This is a genomic window from Stenotrophomonas maltophilia group sp. Smal13 (assembly GCF_030236855.1).
GTDB lineage: Bacteria > Pseudomonadota > Gammaproteobacteria > Xanthomonadales > Xanthomonadaceae > Stenotrophomonas > Stenotrophomonas maltophilia_A.
The window spans coordinates 34,785-49,739 of sequence record NZ_JASJSQ010000006.1 but is presented as its reverse complement, the minus strand read 5'-3'; the positions used below and the strand labels follow the sequence as shown (position 1 = coordinate 49,739).

Sequence of the window (14,955 nt, the reverse complement as noted above, 5' to 3'; positions counted from 1 at the left end):
CATCCTAGGTAGACTCGATGGACGAAACAGACCAGATCAGCCGCCATTGTTGTCCATTCATCCATGCGCACACTTCCCACTCCTGCAGACCGCTCCGCGCCCGACCGCCTCTCCTCCCTGCTGGAACGCTTCCGGGTGCAGGCCGCGCTGTTCCACAGCGGCCCGCTGTGTGGACGGCAGGTGTTCGAGCCGCAACCCGGGCGCGCGTTCCTGCACATCCTGCGCCAGGGTGAGATGGAGGTCCGCCATCCCGATGGCGATACCGCGCTGCCACGGTTGAAGATCGACACCCCGAGCCTGCTGCTGTACCCACAGCCACTGCACCACGTGTTCTTCAATGCGCCGCTGGATGGGCCGGACTTCACCTGCGCCACGCTCGACTTCGATGGTGGCGCGCGCAACCCGATCGTGCAGTCGCTACCGCCGGTGATGGTGGTGCCGCTGGCCGCGATCAGCGAACTGGACGACACCCTGCATCTGCTGTTCACCGAGGCCGACCGCCAACGCTGCGGTTCGCGGCTGCTGACCAACCGGCTGTTCGAAGTGGCGCTGATCCAGATCCTGCGCTGGGTGGTGGATCATCCCGATGCGGCCGGGGTCAGCCACGGGCTGATGCGCGGGCTGTCCGACGCACGGCTCGCACGCACGCTGGTGGCAATGCACCAGGCGCCACAGGACGAGTGGACGCTGCCGCGCATGGCCGCCACCGCTGGCATGTCGCGCAGTGCGTTCGCAGCGGTCTTCAAGGAGGTGATGCAGGCGACGCCGGCCAGTTATCTGCTGGATTGGCGGCTGAGCCTGGCCTGCGCGCAGCTGCGTGCGGGCGTGGCGGTCAAGCAGGTGGCGATCGAGGTGGGGTTTGCCGATACCGCGTCGTTGTCGAAGGCGTTCCGCAAGCGGTTGGGGGCTTCGCCCAGGGCGTGGTTGGCGGCGACCGCAGCACAGGCTGGGTAAATGGAGAAGGGTAGAGTCCACCGCTGGTCGACTATCGCGCGCAGCGCGGGATTTTCGTGAGCAGCCGACCAGCGGTCGGCTCTACCAAGAGCAACGTCCCCGCGTCGGTGGACGGCTCAGCTGGACGTTCCATCGTTCTTCGCCAGCAGCCCGGCGATGCGTTCGGCCACCTGGGCGCGCACGCTTTCATCCAGCTGCCCTTCGTACATCGCTTCGTAGATCCACAGGCCATCGGCGGCCAACCGCGCTACGAAATTGTCGAGCGCGGCCGGATCCTGTTCCGCGGCCGACGGCGGCAACGGTGCCCAGCGCCGCACTGCCGGTCCCCACGGACGCTCGTCGGCGTCCGGGTCGGCCGATTCGAGCATGAACATCAGCTCGGCGCGGGTGGCGCTCTGCGCCGACACACGCACGAAGGTCTGGTAGCGCTCCAGCGCCGTGGCCTCGCCTGCGGTCTTGCCCAGCAGCGACTCCATCGACGCTTCCCAGGCCTGCACCAGATGCTCGTCGATGCCGCGCAGCAGCGCCTCGCGCGACGGGAAGTGGTACAGCAGGCCGCCGCGGGTCAGCTTGGCCTCGGCCGCCACCGACTCGAAGGTCACCGCGCGCACGCCGTCACGATTGATCACGTTGACGGCGGCGTCGAGGATGCGGTCGCGCTTGCTGGTTCTCATCGCGTCATTTTACGCGATCGGCCGCACCCTCGCGGCCACCGACGCGCCCCCGCAGCAGGCGCGCGATGATCGCCGCGCCCACTGCCAGCACCACCGTGATCACCAGCAGCACGATCTGGTAGCCGCGGTCATACGCGGCCGTGGCCAGTGCGAACCACTCGCCCTGCCCGCTTTCGCGTGCCGCATGCAGCGCCTGGGTGAAGCCTTCGCGGGCAAGCTCGGGCATGTCGGCCGAGGCCGGCAGGAAGGCGCCGTACATTGCCGCGCTCAGGCTGCCCAGCATCGCCACCGCCAGCAGGCCACCGAATTCGTAGGACACCTCTTCCACCGACGAGGCCATGCCCGCGCGGTGCGCCGGTACGTTGTTGAGGATGGCAGTGGACGCCACCGAGATGGCCGAGCCCATGCCAAAGCCGGTGATGGCCATGCCAGCCACCACCCAGCCGAGGCCATGCGGGAAGCCGAACGCCACCACGCCGACACCCAGCGCACCTGCGGCGAGACCGCCGCAGATCAGCGGGCGCAGGCCCACGCGGTGCAGGATGCTGCCACCCAGCAGCGCACTGGGCAGGCTGCCCAGCGCCGCCACCGATACCAGCAGGCCTGCCTGCAGCGGTGTGAAGCCCGCCACCAGCTGGAAACGCTGGGTTGTAACCAGCTGCAGGCCGGCCATCGCGAACAGGGTGAACACCGCCGACAGCGTGCCGGCCAGGAACGCCGGATTGCGGAAGATCGCGAAGTCCAGCAACGGGTACGGCAACTGCTGCTGGCGACGTGCGAACGCCGCGCCGCTGATGACGGCCAGCAACAGCGCGCCGGCACCCAGCGCATACGACGGCGGCGTAGCGATCAGTGACTTGATCGCCAGCACCAGGCCGGACAGCGCCGCCAATGCCAGCAACGAAGACACCAGATCCCACGGCCGCGAGGTATCGCGCTGGCCTTCCGGTGCCAGCAGCAGCGTGGCCACGAATGCGACCACCACCACCGGCACGTTGATCAGGAACACCGAGCCCCACCAGAAGTGCTGCAGCAGCCAGCCGCCGATGATCGGACCCAGCGCTGCACCGACGATGGCCACCGAGCCCCAGATCGCGATGGCGATGTTGCGCTCTCTCTCTTCGTGGAAGCTCAGGCCGATCAACGCCAACGTGGCCGGCATCATCGCGGCCGCGCCGATCGCCAGGAACGCGCGCGCGGCAATCAGCTGCGCCGCTGTACCAGCGAACGCCGCTGCCAGCGAGGCGATGCCGAACACCACCAGGCCGATCAGGAACATGCGGCGGTGGCCGATGCGGTCGCCCAGCGTGCCCGCGCCCAGCAGCAGGCCGGCCATCACCAGCGGATAGGCGTTGATGATCCACAGTGCCTGGCCGGCACTGGCCGAGAGTTCCTCGGTCAGGGTGGGTAGTGCGGTGTAGAGCACGGAGTTGTCGAGCGTAACCAGCAGCAGGCCGGCGGCGACGGTGAACAACAGCGCCCAGCGACGGGCACGCGACAGGGCCGGAGCACCGGCCAGGGGCTGGGACAAAGCCATGGGAGAACCTGGTGGGGGTGGAATACGGTCATAACTATACCGGATGTCCTGTATAGTTATGACCTCCGGAATCCACCAGTTCAGGGTCTGTAGGGGCAAGTCTGCTTGGCTGAACCGCCAGCCAGGCCTGGCCTGGCTCTACTGGTAAACGCTTATCGGCAGTCTTCCGGCAGCGCGGCAATCGCCGACACCACCGCACCCTGCATGCCCTGCCCTACGGCCATGTCCAGTTCCCCGCCCGTTCCCCCATGCTGGCGCCGCAGTTCGTCCTCGCACAGCCCGCGTACCCGCGCACGCGCATTGGCGCGCAGGCTGCTGCATCGCCAATCGGTGCCACCCAGCGGCAACACCGAATACACCACGCTGTTGCAGGAGTTACCGGCCCGCTGCTGCAGCGACAGGCCGCCGAAATCACGCGGTTCGCTGCTGCGCTGCGGATCGAAATAGCTGTCCGGGAAGGTGCGCGCGTACTGTTCGATGTCCACCTGCATGCTGCGCCCGCCGGCCAACGGCATCTGCAGCGGCTGGCCACACGGCGTCGCGTCCGCCCGATGCTGGATGTACTGGTAGATCGGCCGGTCCAGTGATGGATCCTGCTGGGTCACCGCACTGACCGCCGCCAACACCGGCAACGATGCACGATTGGCCATGCGCGCCAGCAGCCCCGTCTGTGCCGGCTGGCAGCGGTCGCGCAAGGTCGCCGCCAGCAGGAACAGCACATCATTGCGAAAGGCGTGGTCTTCGCCGAGGCGTTGTTCGATGCGCTGGCTGGCATCGGCTGCCGGTGCCGGAAACGCGACCGCCGGAGGCTCTGGGACTACGGCGCGCCGCTGCCAGCACACCGCCAGCGCCACGCCTGCTGCCGCCAACACCACCACAGCGATGATCCAGCGCGCACGCATCAGTTGTGGATCGCCGTCAGCGTCGCCGCTGCGGCGTCGTAGGACGCGCTGGCGATATCCGCATCGAAACGCTTGACCTGCAGGCGGCCGGCAAGCCGGTATGGGTCCCACAGGTCTCCCAGTGCGATCGGCGTGGCCAGGGTCACATGGATGATCTGGTTCGGTGGCGGTGGCGGCACATGGATGCAGGCCCCGTAGAACGGCACGAACAACAGTTCCTCGACCAGTCCCGCGTCGTTGGTGCCCAGCGGCACCACGTAGCCATCCAGATCCACCGCGCGACCGTCGACAGCGTCGACCACGCGCGAAGAGCCGAACTGCTTGGCGCGATCCGGGCTGGAATGGTCGATCTCCTGCCCCGGTGGCGTGCCCGAGCCGGTGTCATCGATCAGCCCGCCCACCCCGTCCATGCCATTGCGTGACAGGCCGATCTGCGGCGGCGGACGCTGGTAGGTCACTTCGTCGGGCCGCAGTGCATCCCAGCGGTCGATGGGCGCCTCGGTCGTGGCCGGCTGTGCCGGTGCTGCGACGCCGGTGGTGGCTCCCCCACCCGCCTGCGTACACCCCAACAGGCCCAAGCAGCAGGTCAGTCCGATCAGGACGCTACGGTTCATACGGCCTCAGTTGTGCGTCACGCATGGTGTAGGCGGAGCCGGCCAGATCATCGTCCAGCCGTTCGGCGCGCAGGGTACCGGCCAGGAAGAACGGCGAATACATGTCCGGCATCTCGATCGGGCGCGGCAGCACCACGTGCACGATCTGGTTCGGCGGTGGCGGCGGCACATGGATACAGGCGCCGTAGTACGGCACGAACAGGAATTCGGTCAGCCGCCCGTCATCTGCGTTGGCCAGCGGCACTACATAACCCGGCAAGCGCACCGGCCGCTGCAATACGGTGTCCACGGTGCGGAACGTACCGAACTGCGGCATGCGCCGGTTGCCGTTGTGCTCCACCTCCGGGCCCTCGCCGCGCTCCAGCGCCGCCAGTTCTTCCTTCGGCATCATCTGCAACCAGTCCAGTTCCTGTTCCTCGGCAGCTGCCGGGGCATCGCGATCGATCACCGGCGACGGTGTCAGCGCCTGCACGCCGGTATCGACCGGGCGTTCGCAGGCGGTCAGCACCAGCAAGATTGGCAACAGCGGCAACCAGCGCATGCTCAGCCCCCGGGTGACAGGCCATCGGCCAGCGTGCGCCGATAGGCCAGCAGCGCCGGTACCAGGCCGGCCACCGCGCTGATCGCCAGCACACTCGCCACCCACGCCAGTTCGCGGCCATCCGGCCAGATGTGGGTGATCGGCAGGCCGAAGCTGGCCAGCGCCCAGCCACGCCCGGCCAGGCTGGCCACCACCAGTGCGGCCAGTGCGAGCACGCAGGCAAGCGCGCTGGTCGCCACCGCCTCCACCACCAGCAGGCTGGCGATATAGCCAGGGCGTGCACCGATGGCACGCAGCACCGCCATCTCGCGCCGGCGCTCCTGCAGTGTCGAGACCAGCAGCGCCACCAGCGAGACCATGCCCAGCAGCACCACCATCGCGCTGATCAGCTGCAGTGCCCGCTCGGCCGTGCCCAGTGATTGCCACAGCTGCTGCAGGGTTACGCCGGGCAGGATCGCCAGCATCGCCTCGTCCGGATACTCGTTGATCCTGCGCTGTACCGAGAACGTGGCGATGCGCGAGTTCAGGCCGAGCATGAAGGCGGTGATGCTGGTCGGGGTCAGGTCCAGATGGCGCGCCTGCTCGGCGCTGACACTCTGGCTGCGCAGCTGCACGCCGGAGCGCCAGTCGACATGGATCGCCTCGATGGCCGGCAGCGAGACCAGCACCGACGAATCGACCGGCGTGCCGGTGCGCTGCAGGATGCCGGCCACGCGGAACGGTTTGTCGGCGTGCGTGGCCAGCGTGACTGCGCCGGTGCCGTGCGCCAGCACGATCTCATCGCCGATGCCGACCTTCTGTGCGTGCGCCACCTCTGCGCCGATCACGGCGTCGTACAGATCGTCGAACGGCCGCCCCTGCGCAAACGCCAGCGCATGCCCCGCGCCGTAGCGGTAGTGCTCGAAATAGCCACCACTGGTGCCGACCACCCGGTAGCCGCGCCAGGAATCGCCCAGCGACAGTGGCACCGCCCACTTCACCTGCGGCAGAGAGGACAGCTCCTGGTAGGACTGCCAGGACACGTTGTTGGTCGGGTCGCCGATGTGGAACACCGAATACAGCAGCAGGTTCACCGGCCCGGAGCGGGCACCGACGATCAGGTCAGTGCCTGAGACGGTGCTGGCGAAACCTTCATGCGCCTGCGCGCGCACGCGCTCGACACCGAGCAGCAGCACCACGCTGAGGGTGATCACCAGCACGGTGAGGCTGACGCTCAATGCGCGGCTGCGCAGGCTGGCCCAGGCAAGCTCAAGCATGGGTGCCACCTGCGTGGTTGATCTCGGACAGTGAAATCGTGCGGTCGAACAACGGCTGCAGGCTGTCGTCATGGCTGACCACCAGCACCGTGGTACCGGCGGCCCGGCACTGTGCGGACATCAGCTGCAGGAAGGCGGTCGCGGCCAGGCGATCCAGCGCCGAAGTCGGCTCGTCAGCCAGCAGTACTGCGGGGCGGCCGATCAGGGCGCGTGCGGCGGCCACGCGTTGCTGCTGCCCGACACTCAGGGTACCGGCCGCACGCTTGGACAGCGCCGGGTCCAGCTGCAGCGCTTCCAGCAGGCGCAGGATCTCGTCGTCCAGCGGCCCGCTGATGCGCTCACTGCGCACCGGAGAAAAGCGCAGGCCAAGCGCGATGTTGTCGCGCACGCTGAGGAACGGCAGCAGGTTGAACTGCTGGAAGATCACGCCCAGGTGATCGGCGCGGAAGCGATCACGCGCAGCACCCCGCATCATCTGCAGCGCGTGACCTGCTACTTCGACGCGCCCCCTGCCGGGCAGCAGGACGCCGGCCAGCAGGCCGAGCAAGGTGCTCTTGCCGCCACCGCTCACTCCACGCAACAGCACGCTGCTGCCCTGCTCTATCAGCAGCTGCGGGATATCCAGCACCAGACGTGTTGCGTAGCCGAACTGCACATCCTCCAGGGCGATCACCGCTGGCGTGCTCACGGCGCCAGCACCACGCGCAGGTTGTCGGCACTCAGCACGCTGCGGTCCTGGCCGTTGGCGGTTGCACTGTTGACGATGACTTCGTGCAACCCGGGGAACAGCACCGGCAGGCGCACGACCAGGGCGCGCAATGCACTCGGATTCGTGCAGCGATACTGCAGGTTGGCACTGAAACCGGCGTGGCGATGCTGCCCGGCCGCTGGCACAGCGACGGTCGCAGCGAAGCCTTCGGCACTGGCGTCACCGCTGGCCAGACGGCAGTTGGCGGCGGTGGGCAGGGTGACCCAGCTGCCGCCCTTCAGCAATGCCGTGGCGCGTGACAGTGCCGCCTGCTCGGTCGCGTTGGCGGGCGGTCGCTCGAAATCAAGAATGCCGATACCCGGCGCCTGCAGGGCGAACTCCAGCGTTCCCTGGTCGAGTGCGAGATCAACGGTGGCCTGGCCGTGCACGTGTGGCGCGAGCTGGCGGACATCGTGTGCCTGGGCCGCGTTGGCGGCCAGCAGCAGGAAAAGAGCAGCAGGAAGCTTCATGGGGGAGACTCCAATTGTTACTATGTAACATACTGGACCACATCCCCCCGACCCCCGCAAGGGCTCTGGCCCAGCCGCCAACTTCGGCACGCTGGCATCCCCGTTTCGATCTGGCCGGCGCCTGGCTGTCACTGGCCTGCGCCGCCCATTGCATCGCCCTGCCCCTGCTGCTGGCCTTCGTACCGGCGGCAATGATGGCGCTGCGCTCGTTCCAGCACCCCGGCCACGGCGTGATGACGCTGCTGTTGATGATGTCGCGCTGGGAATGGTTGTTTGCATTGATGGCCTCGACGCTGGCGCTGGCCAGTACCACGGCCGGGCTGTACCGGCATGGGCGCTGGCTGCCGATGCGGCTGGCCGTGGTTGGCGCGATCCTGCTGGTGTCAGCGTCGCTGTACCTGCCGTTGAAGGAATCGCTGCTCTGGCATGGCGTGGCCACCGCCTGCGGTGGCGTGCTGCTGGCATGCGCGCACATCGGCAACCGGCGGGCATTGCACCAGCACCGGTAGCGCCGGGCCATGCCCGGCGGGGTGCCGCCACCCACGCTTGGCGTGGATCTACCGTGGATTCCTCAGAAGCGGTACCCCACTTCCGCGCCGAAGATCCGCGGGCTGTCGACCGGGCCGTAGTAGTTTCCGTCGCGCCCGAAGGCCAGGTTGTCGAAGATCAGGCCGTTGATGCGGCGCTTGTTGGTCAGGTTCTGCACGAACACCCGCGCGCTCCACGGCCCGGTCTCGTAGCCCAGCTGCGCACCGAGCACGGCCACTGCGGGCTGGAACGCGCGGTTGCGTTCATCCAGTGCACTGGAGCCGGTGAACTGCGATTCCAGCCGTGCATGGATGCCGGAGTCGAACTGATAGCGCGCCGCCAGATAGCCTGTGTAGTGAGGGGTCAGCTTGACCCGTTTGCCATCCAGGTTCTGGTCCACGCTGACCCACAGCTTGGTGTACTTCGCATCGACGTAGCCCACATTCGCCATCAGGGTGAAACCCGGCAGCACTTCAAACACGCCCTCCAGCTCGGCACCACGCGAACGGATCGAGGCATCCGAACCTACGTAGTCCGACGAGATCGGGCGGCCGTTGGCATCGGTGGCCACCTGGATCTCCTGCCAGTTGTCCGAGGTGATGTGGAACAGCGCGCCGCCGATGTGGCCACGACCGCCGGCCAGGTTCATCTTGAAGCCCAGCTCATGGCTCCACATGCGCTCGGACTCGTAGCGCAGCACCTTGTCGTTGACCACATCGCTCTGCGCCGCAGCCAGATTGAAGCCACCCGGAATGTAGCCCTTGGCCGAGGCCGCGTAGAAGGACAGGTCGTCAGTGGCGTCGTAGCGCAGCGACACCCGCGGCAGCGTGGCCGAGAAGGTATGTGCCAGCGCGGCATCGCGGTACAGCACGCGGCCACCGGCGCCCAGATCCAGCGCACCGGCACGCTGTTCGGTGGAGCGCCGTGCCTGCTCATGGCGCAGGCCGGCGCTGGCGGTCAGCTTCGGCACCGCCGGGAAGGTGTAGCTGGCGGTGGCGAAGACGCTGTAGTCCTCGCCCTTGGAGGTCTGCCGCGGCGCCAGGTTGTAGCTGTCCAGCCCATGCAGCGCCGGTCCGACAAAAGTGCCCAGGATCGAATCCTTGCTGTTGCGGTAGGTCGACACACCGGCCATCCAGGTCAGCGCCTGGTCGCTGGGCGAGCTGAAGCGCGCCTCGGCCGTCCATTCCTTCTTCCTGTCGTAGATGCGACCGGCCAATGCCGGGCTGTTGGTCATGTCGAAGTCGTAGCCGGCCGAGGTCACCTCCTCGTCCCGCCAGGAAGCGGCCACGTCCAGCGTGCCGGCCTGCAGCTGCCATTGCGCACTGAGGCCGCCCACCGTTTCGTCCTTTTCGGTGCGTTTGGGCGCGTCGTTGATGTAGGTGAAATCGCCTGCACGCCGGCCACCATTGAGCGAGGCGCCGTAGGTACGGTTGTAGAGGCCGGTATCCAGCGGCAGGTACTCGTACTCGAACATGCCCGGCGCACGGGTGCGCAGATGGTAGGCCAGCGCATTCACCGAAACGTAGTCGCTGGGCCGCCAGCGCAGCTTGCCCTGCAGGTAGTCTTCACCCACCCTGCCGCGCGCACCGGAGGGCGTGAGGTTCTTCAGGTAGGCATCTTCGTCCGAGCCGATGAACGCCACCGAGCCGGACAGGCTGCCCGTCTTGCTCAGCGGCCCTGCCAGGAAGCCATCGAGAGCGGTGCCATTGCCGTTGCCGAACCAGGTGCTGCGCACGTTGATCTCGCCCTCGCGTGCATCAGCCGGGCCGCGTGTGCGCACCAGTACCAGGCCGGATTCGCTGTTGGCGCCGTACAGCGTGCCCTGCGGGCCGCGCAGCACCTCCACCGACTCCACCTGGTTGAGCACCGCATTGCTCAGTTCGCGGAACGGGATGCCGTCGATGTAGACCGAGGCGCGGTTGACCAGGAACGGATTGGACTCGATGCCGCGGATCGAGATGAACATGTTGCTGAGCTGGCCCATCGCATTGAACTTCACGTTCGGCGCGAGCTTGTCGAGGTCACGGAACTCGGTGACGCCCGCTTCTTTCAGCGCCTGCCTGTCGAGCACCGTCACCGACAGATCGCTCTTCAGGTAAGGGGTATCGCGCTTGGAACCGGTGACGCGGACACCGTCGAGCGTGGCCGGGTCAGCCTGCTGGGCAAGGGCGGGCAAGGCAGGAACGAGCAGGGATGCTGCGATGAGCGCGGCAGCAGGCGTGGACGACTTCAAAGCGGGAACCTCGACGGATGGAGTGGCGGACGCGCGGGCGGCGGCAGCGCGGGACAAGAGTGTTATCCTGTAACATTCGCGTCCTGCCGCCACTCCATTTCCGGCAGCGCCGCTCCATTCCCGGATCCGTGATGCCCGCCCTCGCCGACCAGCTGCTGCAGGAAACCCGGTCGCAGGCCCCTGCGGCCTACGCCAGCCACGATGGTGCGGTGGTGCTGCTGCGCCATCGCTTCGATGCCAGCGAAGGTGAGATGGGACATCCGCAGCAACTGCGCCTGGGCCTGGCCGTGGGCGGCGGCGGTCGGCTGCAGCAGCACACCCTCAGCGGTCTTCTGCAGGCGCCGTGGCGGCCCGGCCAGTTCAATCTGGTGCTGCCGGGAGACACCGGCACCTATGCCAGCCCCGCGGTCGATCTGCTCGGCATCGCCATCGATACCCACCTGCATCCGCAGGATCCGCAGCAGTTGCAACAGCTGCAGCCGCTGGCGGCGCGGCTGCACCACGACCCGGTGATTACTTCGGTGCTGCAGGCGCTGTGGTGCAGCGCGCAGGCTGATGTTTGCCTGCCCGGCTTCCTCGAGCATGGCGCGCAGGTGCTGCTGCACCGCCTGGGTCAGCTTGCCGGTCAGCCGCGCCAGGCGCGTGGCACGGTGTCCCCACTGTCGGCCCGACGGTTGCGACAACTGGAGGCCTACATCGACGCGCAACACGGCCAGGCGCTGACCGTTCCACAGCTGGCCGCTGCAGTGCAGATGGAGGCCGCGACGTTCGGCCGCGCGCTGCGTGCGGCCACTGGCCTGCCGCCCTATGCGTTCCTGACCGAGCACCGCATGCAGCGGGCGCGCGCCGAACTCGCGCAGGGCCGGCGTGTCACCGAGGTTGCGCTGGCCAGCGGATATGCCAATCCCAGCAAGTTCAGCGCGGCGTTCCGGCGTGTGGTCGGTTGTTCGCCGTCAGCATGGATCGCGCAGTCACGGGCCCGGTAGTGCCGGCCGCTGGCCGGCCGCCAACATTACAAACTGGTAATGTCCAGGTCAGGGCCTCGAAAGGCGGTGGACGTCACCCTGCAGGCCACTTCCTCATCGGTGATCCGCATATGACCCGCTCCCTGTTCCGCGTCGCCCCGCTCGCCCTGCTGCTGTCCGGCCTTTCGGCCGCGCCGCTGGCGCTGGCCCATCCCAGCCTGGTGCGTTCGACGCCAGCGGCCGATGCCACCGTGGCCCCGGCCAGCCAGATCGAGCTGCAGTTCAGTGAGAAGGTGATGCCGCGTGCCACCCGCATCGAACTGAGCATGGACCACGGCCGCATGAAGATGGCGATGCCAACCACGGCGCAGGAGATCTCCGAGGACGGCCACACCCTGCGCGCGCGCTTTGCCAAGCCGCTGCCCGCCGGCAGTTACGCGCTGCAGTGGCGCGCGGTCGGCCAGGACAGCCATCCGATCACCGGCAACTACCGTTTCACCGTGAAGTAAGGCCGCTGCTGTGGCCGAGCTTTCGCCGTATGCGCTGCGGCTGGCGCTGTATGCCGTGTTGATGCTGCTGTTCGGGCGGATGCTGTTCGTCCGGCCCGGGCTGCCGCGCGGCGTCTCGCTGACGCTCACCGTGATCGCGTTGGTACTGGTCATCACCGACGCGGTGACCCGGTTGTCCGGCGTGCTTGGCATATCACCGGCCGACATCGACGGCGAGACCGCGCGCTGGTTTCTTGCCGGTACGCCGGTGGGTGAAGCGGGTCTGCTGCGCATCCTGGCCGTACTGGCAATGTTGCCGCTGCTGGCCATCAACCGCCCCGTACAGGGCCTGCGTCGCCTCGCACTGCTGGCACTTTCTGCCAGCGCATTGGCCAGCCTTTCCTGGAATGGCCATGCCGCCGCCGGCGACGGGTTCGGCGGCACGCTTCGGCTCGGCGCCGGCATGCTGCATCTGCTGGCCGCCGGCGCCTGGGTCGGGGCAATCGCCGCCATCCTGCAGCTGGCGCTGCGACCGCAGGGCCTGCGTCTGCGCGAACGCACCCGCGAGCTGTGGCAGGCCGCGCACAGCTTCGCTGTGCCCGGCACGATCATCGTCGCCACCTTGGCGATGACCGGGACCTACACCTATGTCGATCTTGGCGGTTCCGTGCAGAACCTCACCGGCACCGCACATGGGCGCTGGCTGATGATCAAGCTGGGGCTTGTGGGTGGCATGCTGGGGCTGGCCGCGCTGCATCGCTGGCGGCTGGTGCCGGCGCTGGCGGTTTCCATCCGCGGCGGCTGGCAACCCAGGCCACTGCGTTCGCTGCGCCACAGCCTGGCCTGCGAAGCGGTGCTGGCGCTGCTGGTGCTGGCCTGCGTAGCGGTACTCGGCACCCTGGACCCGCTGGCATGAGCCGTCGCTGCCGACCCACCCGCAAGCTGCGATGATGGCCGCACCATGAAACTGCTGATCGTCGAAGACGAACCCAAGACCGGCAACTACCTGCGCCAGGGCCTGATCGAGGCCGGCTATGTGGTCGACCTCGCCAGCAACGGCATCGACGGCCTGCACCTGGCCGAGAGCGGCGAGTACCAGCTGATCATCCTCGATGTGATGCTGCCCGGCCTGGATGGCTGGACCGTGCTGTCGCGGCTGCGTGGAGCCGGCTGGCCGCTGCCGGTGCTGTTCCTGACCGCGCGCAGCAGCATCGCCGACCGCGTGCAGGGCCTGGAGCTGGGCGCCGACGACTACCTGGCCAAGCCCTTCGCTTTCGCCGAGCTGCTGGCGCGCGTGCGCACGCTGCTGCGCCGTGGCCAGGCCGTTCCGCAGGTTGAACGCATCGTCATTGCCGACCTGGTGGTGGATACCCAGCGCCGCCGGGTGGAGCGCGGCGGCCAGCGCATCGCGCTCAGCCAGAAGGAGTACACCCTGCTGGAGCTGCTGGCACGCCGCCGTGGCGAAGTGCTGCCGCGCTCGTTGATCGCCTCGCAGGTGTGGGACATGAACTTCGACAGCGACACCAATGTCATCGATGTGGCGATCCGCCGCCTGCGCGCCAAGATCGACGATGATTTCGCCGACAAGCTGATCATTACCGTGCGCGGCATGGGCTATGTGCTGGAGGCGCCGGACGACGGCGCCGCGCGCAACGGATGAGCCTGCGCCGCTCCATCGCGGTGCGGCTGACGCTGCTGTTCGCCACCGTGGCCACGCTGGTGCTGGCGGCACTGGGCGTGGCGATCTACGTCAGCGCTCGTCACGATCTGGTCGCACAGGATTTCACCGAGCTGGAGAACAAGGTCGCGTTGATCAGCGACCTGGCCGGCAATGGGCCTGCGTCCGTTCGCGGGCAGCGACTGGCAGAGGCGCTGAGCCACCATCCGGATATCGCCTTCCATATCGTTGATGGAGACGGCACCGTGCTGTTTTCCACCGCGCCGGCGCTGCTGCGCGAACACGCACGCAGCCAGCCTGTCGACAGTACCTTCCGGCGGCACGACTGGATCCTTGCCGACGGAACGTGCATGCATGCGCTGCACCTGCGCCAGACCCTGGCCGACGGCAGCCCGCTGCTGATCCTGCTGGCCATTGATGACGCCCGCCATGCCGATTTCCTGCAGCGCTTCCGCCATCTTCTGGCGATCGCCATCATCGGCGCCGCCGTGGCCAGCAGCCTGCTCGGCGGCTACGTAGTGCGACGCACGCTGCGACCGCTGCGCACGTTGGCCGATGAAGCCCGGCAGATCACCGCCGGTCGATTGCAGCGGCGTCTGAGCGCGCGCACGGCACCGGCCGAACTGGAACAGCTGGCGCAGACCCTGAACGGCATGCTGGCACGGCTGCAGCAGGATTTCGCGCGGTTGACCGAGTTCTCTGGTGATCTGGCCCACGAGTTGCGCACGCCGATCACCAACATGCTGACCCAGGTACAGGTGGTGCTGGCCCACCCACGCAGCAACGAGGCCTATCGCGAGACGCTGGCGTCCTGTGCCGAGGAGCTGCAGCAGCTGGCGCAGACCGTGGGCGACCTGCTGTATCTGGCGCAGGCCGAAGCGCCGGGGGCACTGCCTTCGCGCGAGCCGGTGGCACTGGATGCGGTGGTGGATTCGCTGCTGGAGTTCTACGAACTGCTGGCCGAGGACCGCCAGCTGAGCCTGCGCCGCGACGGCGTGGCGAGCGTGGAAGGCAACCGTTTGATGCTGCACCGTGCGATCGCCAATCTGCTGTCGAATGCGTTGAAGCATGCGGCGGCAGGCAGCGAAGTGCAGGTACGGCTGCACGAGGACGGCGGCCGCTGCCGGGTTAGCGTGCACAACGCGGGGGCACCGATTGCCACCGAAGCGCTGCCGCGCCTGTTCGACCGCTTCTATCGCGGCGAGCGTGGCCGCCACGAGGGCGCCGGCCTGGGCCTGGCGATCACCCGTGCGATTGCACAGGCACATGGCGGAACGGTGAGCGTGGCCTCCGACGACACCGGGACCGTGTTCGAGCTGGTGCTGCCCAGCGCAGCGGCCCGGTAATGCCGGCCAGCGGCCGGCAAC

16 protein-coding genes are annotated in these 14,955 nt (G+C 67.8%); 7 read left to right on the top strand and 9 right to left on the bottom strand.

Annotated elements, in window-relative coordinates:
- Positions 1–63: 63 nt before the first annotated feature.
- A complete protein-coding gene (locus QRO95_RS03770) occupies positions 64–954 on the top strand; it encodes an AraC family transcriptional regulator (RefSeq protein ID WP_285301689.1) in 891 nt (296 codons plus the stop codon).
- Between the two features lie 116 nt (positions 955–1,070).
- Here QRO95_RS03770 and QRO95_RS03765 read toward each other — a convergent pair whose 3' ends face one another.
- The 8 genes from QRO95_RS03765 to QRO95_RS03730 form a co-directional block, all read right to left on the bottom strand.
- Entirely contained in the window at positions 1,071–1,628 is a 558-nt protein-coding gene (locus QRO95_RS03765; RefSeq protein ID WP_285301687.1) for a TetR/AcrR family transcriptional regulator, read from the bottom strand.
- Between the two features lie 4 nt (positions 1,629–1,632).
- On the bottom strand, positions 1,633–3,165 hold the full coding sequence (locus tag QRO95_RS03760) for an MFS transporter (RefSeq protein WP_049462649.1): 1,533 nt from the start codon (positions 3,163–3,165) through the stop codon (positions 1,633–1,635).
- 152 nt (positions 3,166–3,317) lie between these two features.
- A complete protein-coding gene (locus QRO95_RS03755; RefSeq protein ID WP_285301686.1) occupies positions 3,318–4,067 on the bottom strand; it encodes a hypothetical protein in 750 nt (249 codons plus the stop codon).
- The gene (locus QRO95_RS03750) at positions 4,067–4,681 is read right to left on the bottom strand and encodes a DUF3299 domain-containing protein (protein WP_285301685.1); all 615 of its coding nucleotides are present in this window, start codon (positions 4,679–4,681) and stop codon (positions 4,067–4,069) included. The genes QRO95_RS03755 and QRO95_RS03750 overlap by 1 nt, the downstream gene beginning before the upstream one ends.
- Complete coding sequence (locus QRO95_RS03745) at positions 4,671–5,222, bottom strand: DUF3299 domain-containing protein (protein WP_285301684.1); 552 nt, start codon at positions 5,220–5,222, stop codon at positions 4,671–4,673. The genes QRO95_RS03750 and QRO95_RS03745 overlap by 11 nt, the downstream gene beginning before the upstream one ends.
- Positions 5,223–5,224: 2 nt before the next feature.
- Complete coding sequence (locus QRO95_RS03740) at positions 5,225–6,478, bottom strand: ABC transporter permease (protein WP_285301683.1); 1,254 nt, start codon at positions 6,476–6,478, stop codon at positions 5,225–5,227.
- Positions 6,471–7,166 carry an ATP-binding cassette domain-containing protein gene (locus QRO95_RS03735; RefSeq protein WP_182266164.1) on the bottom strand — a complete coding sequence of 232 codons (696 nt, stop codon included), beginning with the start codon at positions 7,164–7,166 and terminating at the stop codon, positions 6,471–6,473. The genes QRO95_RS03740 and QRO95_RS03735 overlap by 8 nt, the downstream gene beginning before the upstream one ends.
- Positions 7,163–7,696 carry a DUF2796 domain-containing protein gene (locus QRO95_RS03730; RefSeq protein WP_285301682.1) on the bottom strand — a complete coding sequence of 178 codons (534 nt, stop codon included), beginning with the start codon at positions 7,694–7,696 and terminating at the stop codon, positions 7,163–7,165. The genes QRO95_RS03735 and QRO95_RS03730 overlap by 4 nt, the downstream gene beginning before the upstream one ends.
- A gap of 32 nt (positions 7,697–7,728) precedes the next feature.
- On the opposite strand from QRO95_RS03730, the gene QRO95_RS03725 reads away from it, so the two are divergent.
- On the top strand, positions 7,729–8,205 hold the full coding sequence (locus QRO95_RS03725) for a MerC domain-containing protein (protein ID WP_182266165.1): 477 nt from the start codon (positions 7,729–7,731) through the stop codon (positions 8,203–8,205).
- A gap of 62 nt (positions 8,206–8,267) precedes the next feature.
- On the opposite strand, the gene QRO95_RS03720 is transcribed toward QRO95_RS03725, so the two are convergent.
- The gene (locus QRO95_RS03720) at positions 8,268–10,400 is read right to left on the bottom strand and encodes a TonB-dependent receptor (RefSeq protein ID WP_285301681.1); all 2,133 of its coding nucleotides are present in this window, start codon (positions 10,398–10,400) and stop codon (positions 8,268–8,270) included.
- Between the two features lie 188 nt (positions 10,401–10,588).
- On the opposite strand from QRO95_RS03720, the gene QRO95_RS03715 reads away from it, so the two are divergent.
- The 5 genes from QRO95_RS03715 to QRO95_RS03695 all read left to right on the top strand — a co-directional run bounded on the left by QRO95_RS03715 (position 10,589) and on the right by QRO95_RS03695 (position 14,934).
- Positions 10,589–11,443 carry an AraC family transcriptional regulator gene (locus tag QRO95_RS03715; RefSeq protein ID WP_285301680.1) on the top strand — a complete coding sequence of 285 codons (855 nt, stop codon included), beginning with the start codon at positions 10,589–10,591 and terminating at the stop codon, positions 11,441–11,443.
- A 110-nt stretch (positions 11,444–11,553) separates the two neighbouring features.
- Positions 11,554–11,931, top strand: coding sequence for a copper homeostasis periplasmic binding protein CopC (gene copC, locus QRO95_RS03710; protein WP_285301679.1), 378 nt, complete (start codon positions 11,554–11,556; stop codon positions 11,929–11,931).
- A 10-nt stretch (positions 11,932–11,941) separates the two neighbouring features.
- Positions 11,942–12,826 (top strand): copper homeostasis membrane protein CopD, encoded by an 885-nt coding sequence (copD, locus tag QRO95_RS03705; protein WP_285301678.1) that lies wholly within the window; start codon positions 11,942–11,944, stop codon positions 12,824–12,826.
- A 45-nt stretch (positions 12,827–12,871) separates the two neighbouring features.
- A complete protein-coding gene (locus tag QRO95_RS03700; RefSeq protein WP_285301677.1) occupies positions 12,872–13,570 on the top strand; it encodes a heavy metal response regulator transcription factor in 699 nt (232 codons plus the stop codon).
- The gene (locus tag QRO95_RS03695; protein WP_285301676.1) at positions 13,567–14,934 is read left to right on the top strand and encodes a heavy metal sensor histidine kinase; all 1,368 of its coding nucleotides are present in this window, start codon (positions 13,567–13,569) and stop codon (positions 14,932–14,934) included. Before QRO95_RS03700 ends, QRO95_RS03695 begins: the two co-directional genes overlap by 4 nt.
- The last annotated feature ends 21 nt before the right edge of the window (positions 14,935–14,955 follow it).